15 protein-coding genes are annotated in these 21,583 nt (G+C 70.6%); 9 read left to right on the forward strand and 6 right to left on the reverse strand.

Annotation, left to right across the window (positions count from 1 at the left end; genetic code table 11):
* The first annotated feature begins 61 nt into the window (after positions 1–61).
* Positions 62–2,605, forward strand: a complete 2,544-nt coding sequence (locus tag OG194_RS02865; RefSeq protein ID WP_327399213.1) for a SpoIIE family protein phosphatase — start codon at positions 62–64, stop codon at positions 2,603–2,605.
* 76 nt (positions 2,606–2,681) lie between these two features.
* Positions 2,682–5,414: a SpoIIE family protein phosphatase gene (locus OG194_RS02870; RefSeq protein ID WP_327399214.1), complete on the forward strand. Its 2,733-nt coding sequence runs from the start codon at positions 2,682–2,684 to the stop codon at positions 5,412–5,414.
* A gap of 85 nt (positions 5,415–5,499) precedes the next feature.
* Here the strand turns inward: OG194_RS02870 and OG194_RS02875 are convergent, their stop codons facing one another.
* Together OG194_RS02875 and OG194_RS02880 are read right to left on the reverse strand one after the other, a co-directional pair.
* Positions 5,500–6,987: an esterase gene (locus OG194_RS02875; protein ID WP_327399215.1), complete on the reverse strand. Its 1,488-nt coding sequence runs from the start codon at positions 6,985–6,987 to the stop codon at positions 5,500–5,502.
* A gap of 135 nt (positions 6,988–7,122) precedes the next feature.
* The gene (locus OG194_RS02880) at positions 7,123–8,958 is read right to left on the reverse strand and encodes a glycoside hydrolase family 15 protein (protein WP_327399216.1); all 1,836 of its coding nucleotides are present in this window, start codon (positions 8,956–8,958) and stop codon (positions 7,123–7,125) included.
* A gap of 269 nt (positions 8,959–9,227) precedes the next feature.
* Between OG194_RS02880 and OG194_RS02885 the strand changes: the two genes are divergently transcribed.
* The 4 genes from OG194_RS02885 to OG194_RS02900 all read left to right on the forward strand — a co-directional run bounded on the left by OG194_RS02885 (position 9,228) and on the right by OG194_RS02900 (position 13,577).
* Complete coding sequence (locus OG194_RS02885; RefSeq protein WP_327399217.1) at positions 9,228–9,434, forward strand: hypothetical protein; 207 nt, start codon at positions 9,228–9,230, stop codon at positions 9,432–9,434.
* A gap of 69 nt (positions 9,435–9,503) precedes the next feature.
* Positions 9,504–10,907, forward strand: a complete 1,404-nt coding sequence (sthA, locus tag OG194_RS02890; RefSeq protein WP_327399218.1) for a Si-specific NAD(P)(+) transhydrogenase — start codon at positions 9,504–9,506, stop codon at positions 10,905–10,907.
* Positions 10,908–11,133: 226 nt separating this feature from the next.
* Positions 11,134–12,606, forward strand: coding sequence for an APC family permease (locus OG194_RS02895; RefSeq protein WP_327399219.1), 1,473 nt, complete (start codon positions 11,134–11,136; stop codon positions 12,604–12,606).
* A gap of 11 nt (positions 12,607–12,617) precedes the next feature.
* Positions 12,618–13,577: a hypothetical protein gene (locus OG194_RS02900; RefSeq protein WP_327399220.1), complete on the forward strand. Its 960-nt coding sequence runs from the start codon at positions 12,618–12,620 to the stop codon at positions 13,575–13,577.
* A 32-nt stretch (positions 13,578–13,609) separates the two neighbouring features.
* Here the strand turns inward: OG194_RS02900 and OG194_RS02905 are convergent, their stop codons facing one another.
* From OG194_RS02905 to efeU, 3 genes are all read right to left on the reverse strand, one after another.
* Positions 13,610–14,773, reverse strand: a complete 1,164-nt coding sequence (locus OG194_RS02905; RefSeq protein ID WP_327399221.1) for a HoxN/HupN/NixA family nickel/cobalt transporter — start codon at positions 14,771–14,773, stop codon at positions 13,610–13,612.
* A 159-nt stretch (positions 14,774–14,932) separates the two neighbouring features.
* Complete coding sequence (efeB, locus tag OG194_RS02910) at positions 14,933–16,204, reverse strand: iron uptake transporter deferrochelatase/peroxidase subunit (RefSeq protein WP_327406962.1); 1,272 nt, start codon at positions 16,202–16,204, stop codon at positions 14,933–14,935.
* A 305-nt stretch (positions 16,205–16,509) separates the two neighbouring features.
* Positions 16,510–18,540, reverse strand: a complete 2,031-nt coding sequence (gene efeU, locus OG194_RS02915; protein WP_327399222.1) for an iron uptake transporter permease EfeU — start codon at positions 18,538–18,540, stop codon at positions 16,510–16,512.
* Positions 18,541–18,788: 248 nt separating this feature from the next.
* Here efeU and OG194_RS02920 point away from each other — a divergent pair, with 248 nt between their 5' ends.
* From OG194_RS02920 to OG194_RS02930, 3 genes are read left to right on the forward strand one after another with little or no spacing between them, the layout of a single operon-like run.
* The gene (locus OG194_RS02920) at positions 18,789–19,466 is read left to right on the forward strand and encodes a DedA family protein (RefSeq protein ID WP_327399223.1); all 678 of its coding nucleotides are present in this window, start codon (positions 18,789–18,791) and stop codon (positions 19,464–19,466) included.
* Positions 19,463–20,068, forward strand: a complete 606-nt coding sequence (locus OG194_RS02925; RefSeq protein ID WP_442811482.1) for a phosphatase PAP2 family protein — start codon at positions 19,463–19,465, stop codon at positions 20,066–20,068. Before OG194_RS02920 ends, OG194_RS02925 begins: the two co-directional genes overlap by 4 nt.
* Positions 20,065–20,760, forward strand: a complete 696-nt coding sequence (locus OG194_RS02930) for a phosphatase PAP2 family protein (RefSeq protein WP_327399225.1) — start codon at positions 20,065–20,067, stop codon at positions 20,758–20,760. Before OG194_RS02925 ends, OG194_RS02930 begins: the two co-directional genes overlap by 4 nt.
* Positions 20,761–20,791: 31 nt before the next feature.
* Here the strand turns inward: OG194_RS02930 and OG194_RS02935 are convergent, their stop codons facing one another.
* The gene (locus OG194_RS02935) at positions 20,792–21,532 is read right to left on the reverse strand and encodes an ATP-binding protein (protein WP_327399226.1); all 741 of its coding nucleotides are present in this window, start codon (positions 21,530–21,532) and stop codon (positions 20,792–20,794) included.
* Between the last annotated feature and the right edge of the window lie 51 nt (positions 21,533–21,583).

The following is a 21,583-nucleotide window of genomic DNA, read 5'->3' on the forward strand; positions in this document are numbered from 1 at the left end:
CGTCCTGGCGCATTCTTGCTGTGTCACCCACCCGGCGCCACAAGGACGAGGTAGAGCCCCGATGACTGGGAGTGCCGAGCGCGAGAAGGGGACGCCCGGACGGCTCGCCGAGCTGCTCATCGACGCCTCGACGGAGGCGATCGACGCGGCCGGCGGCCACTCCGGTGGCGTCTACCTGCGGTCGAGCACGCCCGGACTGCTGCGTCTCGGCGTGCTGGCGGGGCTGCCCGGGCCGCTGTTCCGGCCCTGGGGACGGCTGCACGTCGACAGCAAGTTCCCCGTCGCCGACGCCTACCGGCTCGGCGTCCACGTGGTCCTGCCGAACGCCACCGAGACCATGCGCCGCTATCCGCAGTTCGCCGCGAGCCTGCCGTTCCAGTTCGGGTCCCTGTACGTCCCCGTCATCGGCGGTTCGACGACGTACGGCGTGCTGACCGTGCTGCGGCCTTCCGCCGCGGACGCCACCGAGGTGCTGTCCGGGCTGGACCGGATGACCCGGCTGGCCGAGGAGCTGGGCAGGGCGCTGGCCGAGCTGGAGGACGAGCACAAGGACGAGGACGGTCCGTACGTCGCCTGGGACGGCGAGCCCGTGTGCGTCCGGACGGCCGCCACGCATCGCCCCGAGGGCCGCATGGCACGGTTCGCGTGGGATCCGAAGACCGCGGCCGTGACCGGCGACTGCTCCCTGCACGCTCTGCTGGGGGTGGAGCCCGCGGAGTTCCCCGGCACGGCGCAGGCGCTCGCGGACGTCGTGGCGCCGGGCGACACGTACCAGGTCATGGCCGCGCTGCGGGCCACGGCCGCCGGGAAGCCCCCGCCGCTTCCCCTGCGCGTGCGGGCGGCGGACGGTTCGGTCCGGCTGCTGGATCTGTGGACGCCCGCCACGGGGCCCGTCCCGCCGGACGGCGGGTACCCGGTCAGCGGTGTCGTCATCGACCCGGGCTCCGCGCCGATGGCCGACAGCGTGGCCGATCTGCTGCCGGACGGCGTGTTCTGCCTGGACCGGCTGGGGCTGGTCACCTACGCCAATCCGCGCGCCGCCCAGCTGCTGGGCCGGCCGCGCGAGGAGCTGCTGGGCCGCCCGCTGTGGGAGGGCGTGCCCTGGCTGAACCAGATCGGCTGCGAGGACCAGCTGCGCGGCGCCCTGCTGTCGCTGGGGCCGGTGCACTTCCACGTCCGGCGCCCGGACGAGCGGGAGGAGGGGCAGGAGCCGTACGGGAGCGACTGGCTGGCGATGGCCGTCCATCCGGGCCAGGACCGGCTGACGTGCACGGTCGCCCCCTCGACCCGGGTGTCGGGGCCGCCGTTGCCGCTGGTGCCCGTGCGCGCGGACGGCGACGGTGGTCCGGACAACGGCGTCACCTCGTTGGCTCCGCTGTACCGGCCGATCGTGCTCGCCATCGCGCTGACGGAGGCGGTCACCGCCCGCCAGGTGTCCGCGGTGGTCATGAAGGAGCTGCTGCCCGCGTTCGGCGGCCGGCGCCTCGCGATCTATCTGCTCCAGGAACGGCATCTGTACCTGGCCTGGGAGACCGGCTTCCCGCAGGGTTTCCTCGCCCCGTTCGACGGGGTCGGTCTCGACACCCGGCTGCCCGGCGTCGAGACGCTCACCACCGGACGCCCGCTCTTCTTCGACTCCATGCAGCAGCTGGCGGACGCCTACCCGGGCATCCCCCTGGACGCGGAGGAGGGCGCCCGCGCGTTCCTGCCGCTGATCGCGTCCGGCCGCCCGGTCGGCTCGGCCATCCTGGGCTTCGACCGGTCCCGCAGCTTCAGCGGCGAGGAGCGCGCGGTGCTCACCGCCCTCGCCGGGCTGATCGCCCATGCGATGGAGAAGGCCCAGCGCTACGACTCCGAGGCCGCCCTCGCCCGCGGCCTCCAGCAGGCCCTCCTCCCCCGCCGGCTCTCCGCCCACCCGCAGGTGGAGACCGCGGGGCGCTATCTGCCGGGCACCCAGGGCATGGAGGTGGGCGGCGACTGGTACGACGTGGTGGAAGCCGGTGACGGTCTCGCCCTGGTCATCGGGGATGTGCAGGGGCACGGCGTCCAGGCCGCCGCCACCATGGGTCAACTCCGCAGCGCCGTAAGGGCGTTCGCGCTCGGTGACCGGCCGCCCGACGAGGTGATGAGCGGCACGAACCATCTCCTCATCGACCTCGACCCCGGGCAGTTCGCGAGCTGCTGCTACCTGCGCCTCGACCCCGCGAGCGGGCTGGTCCGGGTCGCGCGGGCCGGGCATCCGCCGCCGCTGATCCGTACCCCGGACGGCCGCACCCGCGTCTGGGACATACCCGGAGGCGTAGTCCTCGGGGTGGACCCGCACGCCCAGTACCCGGTCGCGGAGCTGCAACTGGAGCCCGACTCCATCCTCGCGCTCTACACCGACGGTCTGGTCGAGCGGCCAGGTGTCGACATCGACGACGGCATCGCCGCCCTGCGCGTCGCCCTCGCGAAGGCGGGCGGGCCCGCCGCGCGGCCCGGCGGGGGTGGCCTGGGCGGTGTCGCCGATCGGCTCACCGCGACGGCCCGGCACGCGGCCGACCGCCCGGACGACATCGCGCTGCTGCTCGCCGCCCGCCGCGCCAAGCCCGGACGGCACCCGTGACCCCCGGCCGGCCACGGCCTGTCACCGCCGGTGACGCCCCTCGCCTCCTGAGGTCGGGCAGTGTAGACATGGGCACATGGTCCGCCTGACGGGTCGGCCCGGGGCCCGGTCGACCCACCGCCCCGACGGTCTGCGCGCGCAGCGCCCGCACGACCGTGCCCGTCGGACGCGCGAACACCGGCGAGTGCCGCTGGGCGGGAAGCTGGGCGGCCGCAGCGTCGCCGGGCAGGTGTTCATGCTGCAACTGGTGATCGTGCTGCTGCTGGTCGTGTCGGCCGTGGTGGCGCAGGTGCTCCAGGTGCGGCACGACAGCACCCAGGAGGCCCGCAACCGGTCGGTGGCCGTCGCCGAGACCTTCGCCAACGCGCCGGGCACGGTCGCGGCCCTGCGCGGCGCGGACCCCACGGCGATCCTCCAGCCGCGCGCCGAGGCCGCGCGCAAGTCGTCCAAGGTCGACTTCATCGTGGTGATGAACACCGAGGGGATCCGCTACACCCATCCCAAGCCGGACCGCATCGGCAAGAAGTTCGTCGGGGACATCGCCCCCGCGCTCGCCGGGCACGTCGTCACCGAGGAGCTCACCGGCACCATCGGACCGCTGGTGCAGGCCGTGGTCCCGGTCCGGGACGACGGCGGCAAGGTCGTGGGTCTGGTGTCGGCCGGGGTGACGAAGGCGAACGTCGGCGGCGCCGCCGACCAGCAGCTGCCGCTCCTGCTGACCGCCGCCGGGGTGGCGCTCATCCTCGCCCTCGGGGGCACGGCCCTGGTCACCAGACGTCTCCAGCACCAGACCCATGGCCTGGGCCCGCACGAGATGACCCGGATGTACGAGCACCACGACGCGGTGCTGCACGCCGTACGGGAGGGCGTGATCATCGTCGGCGGCGAAGGCCGGCTCCTCCTCGCGAACGACGAGGCACGCCAACTGCTCGACCTGCCCGGGAACGCCGAGGGGCGCCTGGTCCTCGACCTCGGACTCGACGCCGACATGACCGCGCTGCTGGCCTCCGCGCGGGTCGCGACGGACGAGGTGCACCGGGTCGGCGACCGCCTGCTCGCCGTCAACCAGCGCCCCACCGACCTCAAGGGCGGCCCGGCCGGCAGCGTCACCACACTGCGCGACTCCACCGAACTCCGCGCCCTCTCCGGCCGCGCCGAGGTCACCCGCGAACGCCTCAACATGCTCTACGACGCCGGAGTGGGCATCGGCACCAGCCTGGACGTCACCCGCACCGCCGAGGAACTCGCCGAACTGGCCGTCCCCCGCTTCGCGGACTTCGTCACGGTCGACCTCTACGACGCCGTACTCGGCGGCGAGGAACCCCAGCCCGGGACCGAGCTGCGCCGCACGGCCAACACCGGGGTCCGGGACGACGCCCCGCTCTATCCGGTCGGCAAGCAGATCCAGTTCATCGCGTCCTCCCCGCAGGCACGCAGCCTCGACACCGGCGAGGCAGTCGTCGAACCCCGGCTGAGCGACGCCCCCGGCTGGCTCACCCAGGACCCCGAACGCACCGCGCAGGTCGTCGAGTACGGCATCCACTCGCTGATCACCGTGCCGCTGCGGGCCGGTGCCCTCATCCTCGGCGTGGTGAACTTCTGGCGCTCCGACAAGCCGGAGCCGTTCGACACGGAGGAGCTGGCCCTCGCCGAGGAGTTGGTCGCCCGCGCGGCCGTGTCCATCGACAACTCCCGCCGCTACACCCGCGAACACGGCATGGCGGTGACCCTCCAGCGCAGTCTGCTGCCCCGCCGGCTGCCCGCACAGACCGCCCTCGACGTCGCCTACCGTTATCTCCCCGCGAAGTCCGGGGTCGGCGGCGACTGGTTCGACGTCCTGCCGTTGTCCGGTGCCCGGGTCGCCCTGGTCGTCGGCGATGTCGTGGGACACGGTCTGCACGCCGCGGCCACCATGGGGCGGCTGCGCACGGCGGTCCACAACTTCTCCGCGCTGGATCTTCCCCCGGACGAACTCCTGGGCCTGCTCGACGAGTTGGTGGGCCGCATCGACCAGGACGAGACGACCGAGGACAGCGTCGCCCCGGTCACCGGAGCGACCTGCCTGTACGCGATCTACGACCCGGTGACCCTGCGCTGCACCGTCGCCCGCGCCGGCCATCCCCCGCCCGCCCTCATCCTGCCGGACGGCACCGTCGAGTTCCCGGACGTCCCCGCCGGTCCCCCGCTCGGACTCGGCGGACTCCCTTTCGAGACGGCCGAGTTGGAGCTGGCCGAGGGCACCCGGCTGGTCCTGTACACGGACGGCCTGGTCGAGGACCGGGAGCGCGACATCGACGTCGGCCTGGAGATGCTGCGCACCGCGCTCACCGGCTCCGGCGACTCCCCCGAGGACACCTGCCGGGCCGTCCTCGACTCGGAGTTGTCGGTACGCCCGAGCGACGACATCGCCCTGATCGTCGCCCGCACCCGCGCCCTGGGCGCCGACCGCATCGCCGAGTGGCGCGTCCCGTCCGACCCGGCCGCCGTCGCCGACATGCGCGCCTCGGTCACCCGTCAGCTCACCCACTGGGGCCTGGACGAGCTGACGTTCACCACCGAACTCATCCTCAGCGAACTGGTCACCAACGCGATCCGCTACGGCAACGACCCCGTCCGCGTCCGCCTGCTGCGCGACCGCACCCTCATCTGCGAGGTCTACGACGGCAGCACCACGTCACCACACCTGCGGTACGCGGCGATGACGGACGAGGGCGGCCGGGGCCTGTTCCTGGTGGCCCAGCTCTCAGAACGCTGGGGCACCAGGTACACCCCGGCGGGCAAGGTCATCTGGGCCGAACAGGCCCTGTGACCAACCCGGTTGACGGGCAGCGCCCGCACCGGCCGCCGAGCCAATACGGGCGCTGTCACACTGCTTCCCCTCAGTCGCCGAAGGCTTACTCGTCGATCGCCGACCCGAAGCCCGCCCCCTTGGCCGCGCCGCCGAGGTCGGCCGCGCTGTAGAGCGAAGAGCCGTCGGCGAGCAGGCCCTTGGGGCCGGCCGGGAGCAACCAGACATAGCCGTCACCGGCGTTCTCGCCGGGTGCGGAGGCGACCAGTTCGCTGCGGCCGTCAGCGTCCGTGTCCGCCAGCCGGACCTGGGAGCCCCAGGCGTCGTCGGCCTCGGCGGTGCCGGGGATGTTCGCGGTGTTCTGGTCGAAGGACTGGGCGCCGGTCGCGGTCACACCGTTGCCCGAACCGCGCAACAGCCATACGGCGCCCGCGTCCTGGACGGTGCCGATGTCCTCGCCGGGTGCGCCGACGGCGATGTCCGCGTAGCCGTCGCCGTTCACGTCGCCGACGGAGAGGTCGTTGCCCCAGGCGTCACCGTGCTCCGAAGTGCCGGGTACGCCCGGGGAGTTCTGCGACCACCAGTCGGCGGGACCGGCAGGGCCCTCCGAACTGCCGTAGTAGACGGCGATCTTGCCGCCGTCGTCCCCCTCCGCCTTGTCGTCGGCGCTGCTGAGCTGGCCGACCACCAGGTCGTCGTAGCCGTCGTGGTTGATGTCGCCGGAGGCGGTGCCGAGGCCGCCGTTCAGGTCCTGACGGTACGTCAACTCGGTGTCGCCGCCCGCGTAGAGGGCCGACCAGCCCTGCTGGTAGTCGTCGTCGGGGCTGTAGCCCGAGACGACCAGGTCGGCGAAGCCGTTGCGGTCGTAGTCGCCGGTGGTGAGGTAGGCGGGCTGGATGCGGTGGCCGCCGGGGGCCGTGGTCGTGTTCAGGGTGCCCATCAGGTGCAGGATGTCGGTGTGGAAGGCGAAGATCTGGGCGCCGTTGTCGTCCAGGACGGCCATCTCGTCGGCGTCGGTGGCGCCGGTGAAGCGGGCCGCCGCCACGGACTGGCCGAAGCGGGCGTCCGCCGCGGGCTTGGTGGAGGTGAAGGAGGTGTTCGCCTCGGCGCCCAGGCCGGCCTTGGAGCCGTAGAGGACGGTGACGCGGCCGGCGTTCTCCAGGCTGCCCTCGTCCTCGCCGGGGGCGCCGATCAGCGCGTCGTCGTAGCCGTCGCCGTTCACGTCACCGGTGGCGATCGCCCGGCCGAAGGAGTCGTAGGTCTCCGAGGTGCCGGGGACGCCGGGCGTGGACTGGCTGATGACGGCCGTGTGGCCCTTGGGGACGGTGTTGTTGGTGGCGATGCCGTTCGGGGCGCCGTACTGGACGGTGACGTAACCGGCGCCCTGCTTGCCGTCGACGGTGCCGTCCGGGGCACCGATCAGGACGTCGTCGTAGCCGTCCCCGTTGAAGTCGCTGTTGCGGTCGACGGCGCTGGTGCCGCCGGGGACGCCCGCGTAGCTGGCGGGTGCGGCGACGATGCCGGCGCCTGCCAGGAGCAGGAAGGTCGCGGACGCGACGGCGGCGGAGACCTTCTTGCGTGACACGTTCGTCATGATGTGTTCCCCCGTGGATCAATTGTGTTGCGGTCAACGGGTTCGACAGGAGACATGCCCCGGTAGTTGTGGTGCCTCGGTGTGCTGTGACACCTCGGTGACACTTGTTGCGCGGCCCGGACGAAGCCGGCCGGATCAGCCGAGGGCCTTGTCCAGGTTGAACGCGGCGCTGATCAGGGCGAGGTGGGTGAACGCCTGGGGGAAATTGCCCTGTTGCTCGCCGGTACGGCCGATCTCCTCGGCGTACAGGCCGAGATGGTTGGCGTAGGTGAGCATCTTCTCGAAGGCGAGGCGGGCCTCGTCGACGCGGCCGGCGCGGACCATGGCCTCGACGTACCAGAAGGAGCAGATCGAGAACGTGCCCTCGTCGCCGCGCAGTCCGTCGGGGCTGGCCTGCGGGTTGTAGCGGTAGACGAGGGAGTCGGAGACGAGTTCCTCGGTCAACGCGTCCAGTGTGGAGAGCCACTTGGGGTCGGTGGGCGCGATGAACTTCGCCAGCGGCATCATCAACAGGGCGGCGTCGAGGACGTCGCTGCCCTCGTACTGGACGAAGGCCTGACGCTTGACCGACCAGCCGCGGTCCATGATGCGACGGTAGATGGTGTCGCGGCAGCCGCCCCAGTACGACAGGTTGGCGGGCAGCCCGCGGCGGTTGGCGAGGCGGATCGCGCGTTCGATCGCGACCCAGCACATCAGGCGTGAGTAGAGGAAGTTCTTGCGGCCACCGCGGGTCTCCCAGACGCCCTCGTCGGGCTGGTCCCAGTTCTCGCAGACCCAGTCGACCAGGGCGCACACGTCGTCCCACTGGGCGCTGGAGATCGGCTCGGCCCACTTGTCGTAGAGGTAGATGGAGTCGATCAGGGCGCCGTAGATGTCGAGTTGGAGCTGGTCGGACGCCGCGTTGCCGACGCGGACCGGGGCGGATTTCTGGTGGCCTTCGAGGTGCGGGAGTTCGCGTTCGGTGAGTTCGGTGCGGCCGTCGATGCCGTACATGATCTGGAGCGGGCCGGAGGGGTTGCCGTCGCCGGGGCTGATGTAGCGGGTCACGAACTGCATGAACGCCTTGGCCTCGCCGGTGAAGCCGAGGCGCAGCAGCGCGTAGACGCAGAAGGCGGCGTCGCGGATCCAGACGTAGCGGTAGTCCCAGTTGCGCTCGCCGCCGAGCTGTTCGGGGAGGCTGGTGGTGGGGGCGGCGACGATCGCGCCGGTGGGGGCGTAGGTCAGCAGCTTGAGGGTGAGGGCGGAGCGGTGGACCATCTCTCGCCAGCGGCCGCGGTAGCGGGACTGGGAGATCCAGCGGCGCCAGTAGGCGACCGTCGAGGCGAACTCGTCCTCGGCCTCCTGCCGTGCGCAGGGGCGGGAGGTCACCTCGCCGTCGACCTGGTCGAGGGCGAACACCTCGGACTCGCCCTCGTCGAGCTTGAAGTCGGCCCACACGTCGACGTCGTCGCACTCCAGGGGGACGGTGGCGGTCAGCGCGAGGGACCTCTCGGCGGACTCGAAGAGCGCCACGTCGCCGACCATCCGCGCGGTGTGCGGCGAGGCGCCGTAGTCGAACCTCGGGGCGACCCGCGTCCGGAACGGCACCGAGCCGCGCACGCACAGCACGCGCCGGATCAGGCGGTGCCGGGCGGACGCGTCCGACTCCCCGGTCACCGGCATGAAGTCCTGGACCTCGCCGACGCCCTCCTCGGTGTAGAACCGGGTGATCAGGACGTTGGTGTCGGGGAAGTAGAACTGCTTGGTGCGCGCGGGCACGGCGGCGGCCAGCTCGAAGGAGCCGCCGCGTTCCGCGTCCAGGATCGCGGCGAAGACGCTCGGGGCGTCGAAGGACGGGCAGCAGTACCAGTCGATCGTGCCGTTCGTGCCCACCAGGGCCACGCTCCGCAGATCGCCGATCAGTCCGTGCTCGGCGATGGGCAGATATCCGGGTCCGGTGGGGGTGTCCTGCTCGGGCGGGGTCTCGACCATCGCGGCAGCCTCCCTGGTTCGGGCCCGCGCGGGCCGGTTCCCAGCTTAGGGTCTGCCCGGCGGAGCAGGTCGCAGAAAAGGAACAGCAACTGATCGGCGCCGGTGAGCCCCGCGTCTGCGACATGATCCGCCGGGCAGGCCCTGGGTTCAGGTTCTCGATCGGCCACTCTTCCGGATGCAGGGAGGAGCCGGGCGGGGAATCGTGGGAGTGGGACCCACGGCACTCGTACGATGCCGGTGGACCTGTCCGGTCCCGAGAAGGAGGCCCCATGTCGACGTCAGAGTCCGGCGCGTCCGTCCCGCCCGGGGATCGCGCCACACCGGATGCCCTGCTGCACGCCCGTACCGGGACCGAGGTGGCGCCGGAGGACGTGGTGCTGGCGGCCGGGCGGGACGTGACCCCGGAGAATCTGGAGTGGGCCCGGCGGAAGATCGAGGCGGAGGGGGCGGCGGCGCTGGACAAACTGCTTCCTTAGGCGTCTCGTCGGCACCTGGTTACCCGTTCACCCTTTCGGAGAGGGCGCTCCGGCTGACAGACTCCGGAGGTGCCCGACTTCGACATGCTTGTCATCGGTTCAGGACCGGGTGGCCAGAAGGCCGCCATCGCCGCGGCCAAGCTCGGCCGCCGGGTCGCCGTCGTCGACCGCCCCGACATGGTCGGTGGGGTCTCCATCCACACCGGGACCATCCCCTCCAAGACGCTGCGCGAGGCGGTGCTGTATCTCACCGGTCTCACCCAGCGCGATCTGTACGGGCAGAGCTACCGCCTGAAGGACGACATCACCGTCGGCGACCTCACCGCGCGCACGCAGCACGTGGTCAGCCGTGAAGTCGACGTCATCCGCAACCAGTTGTCCCGCAACCAGGTCTCCCTGTTCGCCGGCACGGGCCGCTTCGTCGACCCGCACACCGTCGCGTTGACCGAGATCACCGGCCACGAACGGCTGTTGACCGCGGAGCACATCGTCATCGCCACCGGTACCCGCCCCGCGCAGCCGGACACCGTCGAGTTCGACGGGCGGACCATCATGGACTCGGACAACGTCCTCGACCTGCCCAAGGTCCCGCGGTCCATGGTCATCGTCGGCGCGGGTGTCATCGGCATGGAGTACGCCTCGATGTTCGCCGCGCTCGGCAGCAAGATCACCGTGGTGGAGAAGCGCGCCGGGATGCTCGACTTCTGCGACCTGGAGGTCATCGAGTCGCTCAAGTACCACCTGCGGGACCTCGCCGTCACCTTCCGCTTCGGGGAGACCGTGGCCGCCGTCGAGCGGCACACCAACGGCACGCTGACCGTCCTGGAGAGCGGCAAGAAGATCCCGGCCGACGCCGTGATGTACTCCGCGGGACGCCAGGGCCTCACCGACGAACTCGACCTGGACAAGGCCGGGTTGTCCGCCGACCGGCGCGGCCGGATCGACGTCGACGAGAACTTCCGCACCGCGGTGCCGCACATCTACGCCGTCGGCGACGTCATCGGCTTCCCGGCCCTCGCCGCGACCTCGATGGAACAGGGCCGTACGGCCGCGTACCACGCCTGCGGTGAGCCGGTGCACCGGATCGACGACCGGCAGCCGATCGGCATCTACACCATCCCGGAGATCAGTTTCATCGGGAAGACCGAGGACCAACTCACCGAGGAGTGCGTGCCGTTCGAGGTCGGGATCTCCCGCTACCGCGAACTCGCGCGCGGCCAGATCATCGGCGACTCGCACGGCATGCTCAAGCTGCTGGTCTCCCCCACGGACCGCACCCTGCTCGGCGTGCACTGCTTCGGTACCGGCGCGACGGAGCTCATTCACATCGGCCAGTCGGTGATGGGCTGCGGCGGCACGGTCGACTATCTCGTGGACGCGGTCTTCAACTACCCGACCCTCGCCGAGTCCTACAAGGTCGCCGCCCTCGACGCGACCAACAAACTGCGGCAGATCGACCGACTCGGCGACTGACCGTTCACAGGAGATTACTCGCTGGTCAATCTTGAAAGGTCAAGAGGTACGGCTATCATCACACCCACACACGGTGTGACCGTCCGCCGACGCAGCGGTTCAACGGGTATCCACCACCCCCTATTTGTTGTTCCGACCGGCCACTGACCCGAGGCCACCCCATCTCCGGGTCCGGGGCCGGTTCGCGCAACCCCCCACGTCGTGCAAGACGGAAAGCAGCGCATCCATGAGCAACAACAGGGGCAGAGGGCTACAGGCCAACGCCCTCGGTACGTTCGACACGGTGGTGATGGCCGTGGCGGGCAGCGCCCCGGCCTACTCGCTGGCCGCGACCACGGCGGTCCTGGTCGGCGCGGTGGGGCTGGCCAGTCCGGCGGCGCTCCTCTACTGCGCGATACCGATGCTGGGTATCGCGCTGGCGTTCAGCTATCTCGGCCGTATCGACGTGAACGCGGGGGCGAGTTACTCCTGGGTGGGCCGCACCCTGCACCCCTTTCTGGGCTTCATCAGCGGCTGGGCCCTGGTGGTCTCCGCGACCATCTTCATGGTCGCCGGGTCACTGCCCGCCGGGTCGATGACCCTGTCCCTCTTCGATCAAGGCCTCGCGGACAACACGGCGTTGTCGACGGTGGTGGGCGCCGCGTGGTTCGTGATCATGCTGCTCGTGGTGCTCGGCGGCGCCCGGCTCACGGTCCGCGCCCAACTCCTCATGTCCGGCGTCGAGTTGAGCATCCTGGCGCTGTTCGCGGTGTTCGCCCTCGTCCACTCCGACAACGCCCGCGCCTTCGACTGGTCCTGGCTGGGCTTCAGTCACTTCGACGGGGTGTCCGGCTTCGCGTCGGGCGCGCTCATCGCCGCGTTCTACTACTGGGGCTGGGACGTCACCAGCAACCTCAGCGAGGAGACCCGCAACAGCCGTCGTACGACCGGACTCGCGGGCCTGATCGGCGTCGGCATCGTGTTCCTGCTCTTCGAGGTGTTCACCATCGCGGTGAACATCATCCTGACCTCGCGGCAGATCGAGAGCAACAAGGCCAACGTGCTGGCGGTGCTCGGTGACGAGCTGTGGCCGGGCTGGGGCGGCAGGTTGCTCATCGTGTCGGTGATGCTGTCGACCATCGCGACCCTGGAGACCACCCTCATCCAGGTCACGCGCTCGCTGTTCGCGATGGGCCGCGACCGTACGATGCCGGCCGCGCTGGGCAAGGTGCACCGCACCTGGAACACCCCGTGGGTCGCCATCACCGTGGTCGGCGGGGTGGCGCTGGTGATGTTCATCGCCTCGAACGCGCTCGGTTCGGTGGGCGAGATCCTCTACGACGCGATCTCGGCGATCGGTCTCCAGATCGCCGTGTACTACGGCCTGGCGGGCCTCGCGGTGGTCGTCGCCTACCGCAAGATGCTGTTCAAGTCGGCGGCGAACTTCCTCTTCGGCGGGCTGTGGCCGCTGTTCGGCGCCCTGTTCATGTTCTGGATCTTCGTCGAGTCGCTGAGCAGCCTGAGCGACGCGGCGATCACCATCGGCGTGGGCGGCCTGGCCGTAGGGCTGGTCCCCATGTTCTGGTACTGGAAGCAGGGCAGCGACTACTACCGCCCCGCACGCCTCGACGCGACGCACACCGTCGAGACGGACTACGTCCCGGACGACTTCGTGCCCGAACAGTCCCGGGTCCATCAGGGTCTCCCGACCGACTTCTGAGGGGCACCCCGATGGCGCGAGACCGCTACCTCCCCGACTTCGACCCCGACTGCGGGGACGCGTACCTCAGTTCGGCCCGCCAGGACATCGTCATCGGCCGCTGGCAGGGTCTGCGGGACCTGCTGCGGAACACCGGCGCGCACTGGCTCGGCCGGGGTCACCGGGTCCGGACGCTCGCGCAGGCCTGCGCGAGCAGTTCGACGGTCGAGTCGTGGCTGGCCGCCGAGCCGCACAGCGGCGACGCGCTCACGCTGCGCGCGGCGACGGAGACGGCCCGCGCGTTCAACATCGCCATCGCGGCGGGCCGGGGCGTGCCGATCGACCGGAACCGTATCGACGCCGCCGTCATGGCCTGCCTCCAGGCCTCGGAGGCGTACCCGGACGACCCCACCCCGTGGATCTCCCTGATCTCCGTGGCCCGTCTCTATCCATCGGGCGTACGACGCCAGGAACTCGCCCGCTGGTGGGACGAGTTGCACCGGCGCGACCCCTACAGCGTCGAGGGCCATCTCCAGGTCCTCCACTACTACTCCTCCCGCTGGCACGGCAGCCACGGCCTGATGTACGACTTCGCCCGCGACGCGGCCGGGGTGGCACCGCCCGGCTGCACCCTGCCGGTGCTGGTGCAGTACGCGCGCGTCGAGGAGTACCGCTACGCCCTCGACGCCGCGCAGGGCCAGCAGGCGGCGGTGGGCCTCGGCCAGCACTGGACCCACGACGGCGCCGTCAGCGACGTACGCCGCACCTGGCAACGCTGGATCACCGCCCGCGAGGACGGCCCCTTCCCGCCCGGGGAACTGCGCGACCTCAACTACCTTGCCCACGCGGCCTGTTACGCGGGCACGAAGGACATCTCGACACCGATCCTGGCCATGATGGGCCGTCGGGCGACGACGACTCCGTGGTCGTACACCGGGGATGCGGAGAAGCAGATCGTGAAGTGGCGGAAGGAGTTGGGGGTGCGGCCGTGAGTGGTCCGGTTCGTCACTCCGCCCAATAGGGGCTATTCCGCAGGCTGTTGGGCCGGTTGAGCCAGGCTCGCCGTCCACTTCTCCTCGATGCGGCCGAACTTCCACACCAGTAGGGCCACGATCCAGGTCGCGAAGAACAGGCCGACGATGAGGAAGCCGATGATGTTGAGGTCGAGGCCTGCTACCCAGTCCCAGAAGAAGCCGTGGAGGTCGAGCTTCTCCGCGAACAGGCCCAGGAGTTCGACCGTGCCGATGATCAGGGCGACCGCGACGGACAGGCCGGTGATCGTGAGGTTGTAGTAGACCTTGCGGACCGGCTTGGAGAAGGCCCAGCCGTAGGCGAAGTTCATGAACGTGCCGTCGATCGTGTCGAGCAGCGACATACCGGCGGCGAACAGGACCGGCAGGCACAGGATCGCGTACCAGGGCAGGCCGGACGCGGCGCCCGAGCCCGCGAGCACCAGCAGCGCGATCTCCGTCGCCGTGTCGAAGCCGAGGCCGAACAGCAGGCCCAGCGGGTACATCTGCCAGGACTTGGTGATCGACTTCATGAAGCGGCCGAGGATGCGGTTCATGAAGCCGCGGTTGTTGAGCTGCTCCTCCAGCGCTGCCTCGTCGTAGTGGCCCGAGCGCATCTGGCGGAACACCTTCCAGATGCCGGCCATGATGACGAGGTTGATGCCGGCGATGACGTAGAGGAACGTGCCCGAGACGGTCGTTCCGATCAGGCCGGTGACGTCGTGGAGCTGGGAGTTGTCGTCGCGGACCGGGTTGGCCAGGGCCTTCACGCCCAGGGAGAGCAGAAGGGTCAGGCCGAAGACGATGCTGGAGTGGCCGAGGGAGAACCAGAAGCCCACCGACAGCGGGCGCTGTCCCTCGCTCATCAGCTTGCGGGTCGTGTTGTCGATCGCCGCGATGTGGTCCGCGTCGAACGCGTGCCGCATGCCGAGCGTGTACGCGGTCACGCCCATGCCGATGCCGAAGGACTTCTCGCCGACGCTGTAGTGCCCCGGCGCCACGATCCACACGAGCGTGAACCAGCCGATCACGTGCAGCCCCAGCACGAAGGCGGCCATCCCGCCGACCCGGGTCCACTCCTGCCGCGTCATCGACGTACGGACGCGGTACCAGAGCGAAGGCCGCGAAGCCGCTTCCGTGACAGGGAGGGTCGAGGTGGATTCAGGGGCGGCCGTCATCGAGGAGGGCCTTTCTGCCGGGTACAGGTACGGGTGCGAGCATGGCTGCGCGGTTGCCGCGAGCAACCTCGTGCCATCCTCCCGTACCTGCAACCCATTCGCAGTAACGGTCGGCAAAGACCACGGCAGGTCTTGCCCAAAGGGAGGGAAAATACCTGGTCAGGTCGCCATCAAACCCCTGCCGAGCCAGTCCTTGGCGTCCTTCACGCCCGGCAGCGCGTAGAAGTAACCACCGCCGGTCGGAGAGATGTAGTCGACGAGTGGTTCGTCGATCAGCCGGGTCTGGGTGGCCTCGAACTGCCGGTGCACGTCCTGCTGGTAGCAGCAGAAGACCAGACCCATGTCGAGGTTGCCGACGGCGTCGATGCCCCGGTCGTAGTTGTAGCCGCGGCGCAGGATGCGCGAGGTGTCCGTGGCGGCGGTGCGCGGGTTGGCGAGGCGGATGTGGGCGTCGAGCGGGATCGCCGCGCCCTTGGGGTCCTTGGCGTAGTGCGGGATGTCCGTCTCCTTGGCGCCGTCCAGCGGGGCGCCGGTGTCCTTGCGGCGGCCGAACATCAGCTCCTGCTCGCTGAGCGAGACACGGTCCCAGAACTCGACGAGCATGCGGATGATCCGGATCACCTGGTAGCTGCCGCCGCTCGCCCAGGCCGGTTCGCCCTGTCCGTCGCCGACCCAGATCAGCCGGTCGGTCTCGCGGGTGGACTTGACGTCCGGGTTGGCTATGCCGTCCTTGAAGCCGAGCAGATTGCGCTGGGTGCCGGTGGGGCGCGGGGTGTTCTGGAAGCCGTCGACGCGCCACTTGATCTGCATGCCGCCCCGGGTGTGCCGGGCGATGTCGCGCAGCGCGTGCAGCACCGTGTCCTGGCGCGCGCCGCACACCTGGAGCGACAGGTCGCCGTGGCACTCGGCGGCGCGCAGGTTGTCGTTCGGGAAGGTCTTCATCGGGGTCAGCCGGCGCGGCTTGGCCTTGGCGAGTCCGTAGCGGTCGTCGAAAAGGGACGCGCCCACACCGACGGTGACCGTGAGGGCGTCGGCGGGTACGTCCGGTCCGAGGATGCCGTTGTCGGCGGGCGGCGCGCCTACGCCCAGGTCGGCGGGGGTGCCGCCGGAGGTGAGGAAGCGGGCGCGTTCGGTGATCGTGCGCAGCAGGTCGGTCAGTTCGGCGCGATTGTCGGCGATCACGTCGAGGGAGACGAAGGTCGCGGCGGCCGGGGCGGGGGTGAGGATGCCGGCCTGGTGGGTGCCGTGGAAGGGCACCTTGCCGGCGTTCGTGGCGTCCGCGGCCTGCGCCTGAGCCGTACCGCCGGTCTCCGCGAGCGCGAACGCCCCGCCCGCCAGGACCGCTCCGGCGGCCCCGGCACCGAGCGCCGTCCGCACGAAGGAGCGACGACCGGCTCCGGCCGGACAGCCCGGGGTTTCAGCAGACTGCATCGGACGGGTCCCTTCACTGCGGGGGTTCTGGGTGGGGCGGGTCTGGGTGGGGAGGGGGCTCTGCGAGCGGCGGGTGTTGTCGGCGCCGCGGGTGTTTCCGTCGCCCTGCAAGTTCGTGGCACCTTGGGTGTTCCCGGTGCCCTGGGTGTTTTCGGTGCCGCGCATGTCGTCGGTGTCGTGTGCATCCCCTGTACCGCGCGTGTCGTCGGTGCCGTGCGGATGCTCGGTGCCACACGTGCCGTCGTCGCCTTGCGTGTTCGCGGTGCCGCGAGCGCTGTCCGCGCCCCGCCTGTCCTCCGCGCTCATCAGGCCGACTTCCTGATCTCCAGCAGGTCCGGCACCGGTGCCAGGTTTTCCAGCAACTGCCCGGTTGCGCCGTCGAGTTGAGCCTTCGCCGTACCGTCCAACTGCTCGACCGGCGTCCAACTGCCGCCCTGGCGAGCCGAGTCGAGCAACTTCTGTAGCCGGGCGATGTCGGCGTCGACGCCGGGGAGCAGCTTCGGGGACTCCTTGGTGAGGAGCGGCTTGAGTACGGTGAGCAGCTCGCGCGTGCCGGCGAGGTTGCTGTCGACGGTCGCGAGGTTGGTGCCGCTGCCCTCGTCGGTGTCGCCGGTGAGCTCGAACTGGAGGGCGTTCTCCAGGATTTCGTGGGCCCGCAGCGGCAGGTCCCCGGGGTCGAAGTCCTGAGTGGGAAACGCCTTCCGCAACCCCACGACCGCGATGGCGAGTTGCTGTGCCGGCACCTTCAACTCGGCCGCCGACTGCCCGTGCCACAACCCGTACTCGACGCGGTGGAAGCCCGCGAAGTCCTTGTTCTGGACTCCCCCGGCCAGCCCGTCGGCCCGGCCGTTGATCTTCTGGTCGAAGCCCTCGAAGGTGCCGTAGGCCGCGCCGAGAGAGGAGTAAGTCCGGTGCGCGGTGAGCCAGTCGGTGCGCGCCTTGGCGAGGTGGTTGCCCGCGATGTCGTCGCTGAGCTGCCGGGTCTGGGTGACGAGCGTGGCCAGGCCTTGGTCGACGTACACCTTGTAGGTCTTGAGGGGTACGGCGAGGTCGTCCTCGGAGACGGGGACGACCGCCCTCACCGCGCCTCCCGTTCCGCTGACATGGACCGTGGCGGAGGTGACGGCCTTCGCGCCGGTGGGCACGCAGCGCCAGGCGTACGAGCCGCCCGCGACGGTGGCGACCAGGTCACGGGTGGTGCCGGGTGCGAGGCCCTCGACCTCGCCGTAGACCGCGTTGGTGGCGGGGTCGATCAGATACACCTCGGCGGTCTTGCCACCGGTGTTGTGCATCTGGAAGGTCTGCCGGCCCGTGTCGGGCGCGGTGAAGCCCTTGCCGCACTGCGTCTCGGAGACGGCCACCGTCTCCGAACTCGCGGGCTTGGGACGGGAGAAGGCGACGAGGAGACCGGCCACGACCGCCGGTACGGCGACCACCGCGACCGGGACGACCCAGACGGGGCGGCGCCGCGATGACGGGGGTGACTCGCTCAACCGGATTGCCGTAGGCGCGAGTTCGGGTGCTTTCGCCTTTACCCCGCGCACGAACAGCGGCATCACCACTGCCAAATAGCCGGCGTAGCCCACCACTTGGAGCCAGGTCATCGTGGGCATCAGGTTGAACACGCCCTGGATGAGGGTGCTGTACCAGGAGCCCGCGTCGACGCTGCCGCTGAGGTCGAAGGCGTAGGCGGTCAGGCCGGGGAGGACGCCGCCCTCCTGGAGGTCGCGCAGGCCGTAGCCGAGGACGCCGGCCGCGATGACGATGAGGACGACACCGGTGGCGGTGAAGAACTTCGTCAGGTTGATCCTGAGGACGCGGCGGTACAGGCCCCAGCACAGGGCCGCCGCGAGGACGAGACCGATGCCGGCACCGGTCAGGGGGCCTGCGGACTCGCCGGCCGCGCGGGCGGTGGTCCACAGGAACAGGGCCGTCTCCAGGCCCTCCCGGCCCACCGCGAGGAACGAGGTGAGCATCAGCACGCCCGCGCCCATGCCGAGCGCGCCGGTCACCTTCTCCCTGATCTCGCCGGAGAAGGTGCGGGCCGAGCGGCGCATCCAGAACACCATCGCGGTGACGAACGCGACGGCGATCACGCTGAGGACACCGCCGAAGGCTTCCTGGGCCGTGGCGGAGAGGTTCGCCGCGGTGAAGGTGAGGACGGCGCCGAAGCTCAGCGCGAGGGCGATCGCGGCCAGGACGCCCGTCCACACCTGCGGCAGCCGGGACTTGGCGTCGGCGCGGACGAGGGTGGCGACCAGGATCGAGACGATGAGTCCCGCCTCCAGCCCCTCCCTCAGCCCGATCAGAAAGCTCGGAAACGCGTCGTCCCACATGTCGAGCAGCCCTCCCCGGCCGGTACCGGCCCCGTGACGTTGGTTAGCGAAGGCATGCCTTACCGCCGCGGACCATCATGACTACATGCATGTAGTCGGTCAGTCATGAATCGGCAACGACCGGGCAAAAGTGCGGAACTTCTCGTGCGCCACGGTCGTCTACAGTTGAGTAGACCGTCTACAGATTTGTAGTCAGACTGTTTGCGGTCAGACCGTTTGTAGTCAGACCGGCGGAAGGGCGCGCGACGATGACCACACCCCTGGACCTGGCCTCCCAGCTCGCTGTCAACGTGCTGGACGCCAGGTCGCTGCTGGCCGCCTTCGGTGTGCTGGGCGTCGGCGCGGTGATGTTCGCCGAGACGGGGCTGCTGATCGGGTTCTTCCTGCCCGGCGACTCCCTGCTGTTCACGGCGGGCCTGTTGTGCACCGGCGGCGCCGACAGAGCCGTGAAGCTGTCGTTGCCGCCCCTGCTGGTCGCGGCGGCGGTGGGCGCGCTCGCCGGGGCGCAGTGCGGGTATCTGCTCGGCCGGAAGGCGGGCGGCGCGCTGCTCGCCCGCAGCCGCTCGGCCCGCCTGCACGAAGGCGCCCGGCGCGCCGAGGAGTTGCTGGAGCGGTACGGCTACGCGAAGGCGGTCGTACTGGCCCGCTTCGTGCCCGTCGTGCGGACGGTCCTGAACCCGATGGCGGGCGCTCTCGGGGTGCCGGTCCGCACGTTCACCCTGTGGCAGGTGGCCGGCGGTCTGGTGTGGAGCCTGGGGCTGACGCTCGCGGGGTACGCACTGGGTTCCTCGATCCCGAACGTCGACAAGTACCTGCTGCCCATGGTCGCCCTGATCGTGGTCGTGTCGCTGCTCCCCCTCGCCGCCGAGGTGTACCGCGCCCGCAAGGCCACCCGCGCCGCCGAGGCCGGGGAGGTGCGCGGATGATCCTGGTCGCCTTCCAAGGGTCGTCGATCGACGGCGAAGCCTACTCGGATGTGGTCAACTCCGCCCAGCACGCGCCCGGTTGGCTGGACAGCGCGGTCTCGGCGTGGTCGACGTACGGGCTCGTGGTGTTCGCCGTGCTGATGGTCATGGGCTGGTGGCGGGCGCGCCGGGTCGGTGCCGAGGCGGCGGTGACGGCGCTGGCCGTGCCGGTGGTCGTGGTCGCCGCGTACGGCATCGACTCGCTGCTCAAGTCGGCGGTGCGGGAGAGCCGACCCTGCCGGAGCCTGCACGTGGTGACGCTGGAGGCGTGCCCGGCACCGGGCGACTGGTCCTTCCCCAGCAACCACGCGACGATCGCCGCGGCGGCAGCGGTCGCCCTGTTCTTCGTCTCCCGCCGACTCGGAGCGGTCGCCGCCGTGGCCGCGCTCGCGATGGCGGCCTCCCGGGTCTGGGTCGGGGTCCACTATCCGCACGACGTGGTGGCGGGCGTGGTGGTCGGCGCGCTCCTGGCGCTCGGCGCGATGACGCTGCTGAGGCGACGGCCGCAGTCCCTGACCCGGCGGATCACGGCCACCCGGCTGCGACCGCTGCTGGTGTCATGAACCGCAAGGACATCGCCGAACTGGCGGGCAGCGTGGGCCTCGGCGCCTGGACCGCGTTCGGTGTGCTGAGCATGGTCGTGATCGGGCACAAGGGCGCTCCGCTGTTCACGGACGAGGACGCGCTGTCCTGGTCCGTCGGGCACCGCCCGGACGTGGCGTCGGCGTTCGCCCGGGGCCTGACCGCGACGGGCACGGGCGTCATCCCGTACGCCCTCCTCATCCTGGCCGGACTCCTCACCGGCCGCACCACACGCCAGCGCCTCCTCGCCACGACCCTCGCCCCGGCCTGCCTCGCCACCGGCCAGGGCCTGCGCTACGGCGTGATGGAACTGATCTCACGACCCCGCCCGGCACTGAGCAACTGGGCCGGACACGCCTCGGGTTGGTCCTTCCCCTCCGGCCACACCACCACGGCGGCGCTCACCGCCGGACTGGTCATCCTCGCGATATCCGTGCGCGCCCCGCACGGCAGAACCCCGCTCTGCCTGGCCGTCGGCTGCTGGGGCGCGCTGGTCGGGCTGACCCGGGTGTATCTGGGCGTGCACTGGTTCACGGATGTCGTCGGTGGCTGGCTGTTCGCCGTCGGCTGGCTCGGGGTGTGCCTGTGTGCGGCGGCCTGGTGGTTGCCGACGTGGCTGATAGCCGACGGGGTGGATACGACCAGGCCGGCACGGAAGCGGACCCGCCTATAGACCCGCTAGACCTGCTCACCGGTAGACGTGCTCAGGCGGAAACGGCGGCCGGTGCCGAACCGCGGGGCGCCCAGGACTCCGTGCCCGGCACCGTTCGCCGTGGGCGGTACCGGCTGCGCAGCCCAAGGTCTCCGGAGCAACCGAGCCGTCCCAGGTCCTCGAAGCAGCCGAGCAGCCCGAGATCCTCGGCGCGCTCGCCGTCCGGGCTGTACTGGTGGTCCGCCCGCTCATGATCCAACTCGGTGCAGCCCTGCGACTCCTGAGGTCGCGGCGGCCGGGCCGGTGCCGGGAGGTGGACGTCCGTCTCCGCCGCGTCGTGGCCCGCGCCGCCCGATGCGTCGATCTCCAGCTCGAACCAGACCTCCTTGCCCTCCTCCACAAGCCGACTGCCCCACCGGTGGGCCAGCGCGTCGACCAGGAACAGCCCCCGGCCGTTCTCGCTGTCGGGGTCGACATCGCGGTCGTCGTCGCGCTCGACCCGCCGGTGCGGCGGCCGGGGAAGGTGTCGCCGCTCGTCCGCGACCTCGCACCGCAGTATGCCGACGCCCAGGGTCAGGGTGAGCCGGTAACGGCCGCCCGCGTGCACGACGGCGTTGGTGGCGAGTTCGCTGACCAGCAGTTCGGCGATGTCCACCAGGTCCTGGAGGCCGTACTCGGCGAGCCGTTTCCGGACGAGTTCCCTGGCCTGGCGGACCGAGGACTTTCCCGGGCCCAGGATCGTGGTGCAGCCATCGCCCACGGTCGGCAGGCCGCGTGGACGGTCGTTCGGCATGGTCGTTTCCCTTCGACCCCGGGGGCGTTCGGTTCGTGCGGTGCGAGGCCG

Source organism: Streptomyces sp. NBC_01288 (assembly GCF_035982055.1).
GTDB lineage: Bacteria > Actinomycetota > Actinomycetes > Streptomycetales > Streptomycetaceae > Streptomyces.

Coding starts and splice junctions, on each gene's coding strand:
- OG194_RS02865 (WP_327399213.1), top strand. CDS start 62: ATGACTGGGAGTGCCGAGCGCGAGAAGGGGACGCCCGGACGGCTCGCC.
- OG194_RS02870 (WP_327399214.1), top strand. CDS start 2,682: ATGGTCCGCCTGACGGGTCGGCCCGGGGCCCGGTCGACCCACCGCCCC.
- OG194_RS02875 (WP_327399215.1), bottom strand. CDS start 6,987: ATGACGAACGTGTCACGCAAGAAGGTCTCCGCCGCCGTCGCGTCCGCG.
- OG194_RS02880 (WP_327399216.1), bottom strand. CDS start 8,958: ATGGTCGAGACCCCGCCCGAGCAGGACACCCCCACCGGACCCGGATAT.
- OG194_RS02885 (WP_327399217.1), top strand. CDS start 9,228: ATGTCGACGTCAGAGTCCGGCGCGTCCGTCCCGCCCGGGGATCGCGCC.
- OG194_RS02895 (WP_327399219.1), top strand. CDS start 11,134: ATGAGCAACAACAGGGGCAGAGGGCTACAGGCCAACGCCCTCGGTACG.
- OG194_RS02900 (WP_327399220.1), top strand. CDS start 12,618: ATGGCGCGAGACCGCTACCTCCCCGACTTCGACCCCGACTGCGGGGAC.
- OG194_RS02905 (WP_327399221.1), bottom strand. CDS start 14,773: ATGACGGCCGCCCCTGAATCCACCTCGACCCTCCCTGTCACGGAAGCG.
- efeB (WP_327406962.1), bottom strand. CDS start 16,204: ATGCAGTCTGCTGAAACCCCGGGCTGTCCGGCCGGAGCCGGTCGTCGC.
- efeU (WP_327399222.1), bottom strand. CDS start 18,540: ATGTGGGACGACGCGTTTCCGAGCTTTCTGATCGGGCTGAGGGAGGGG.
- OG194_RS02920 (WP_327399223.1), top strand. CDS start 18,789: ATGACCACACCCCTGGACCTGGCCTCCCAGCTCGCTGTCAACGTGCTG.
- OG194_RS02925 (WP_442811482.1), top strand. CDS start 19,463: ATGATCCTGGTCGCCTTCCAAGGGTCGTCGATCGACGGCGAAGCCTAC.
- OG194_RS02930 (WP_327399225.1), top strand. CDS start 20,065: ATGAACCGCAAGGACATCGCCGAACTGGCGGGCAGCGTGGGCCTCGGC.
- OG194_RS02935 (WP_327399226.1), bottom strand. CDS start 21,532: ATGCCGAACGACCGTCCACGCGGCCTGCCGACCGTGGGCGATGGCTGC.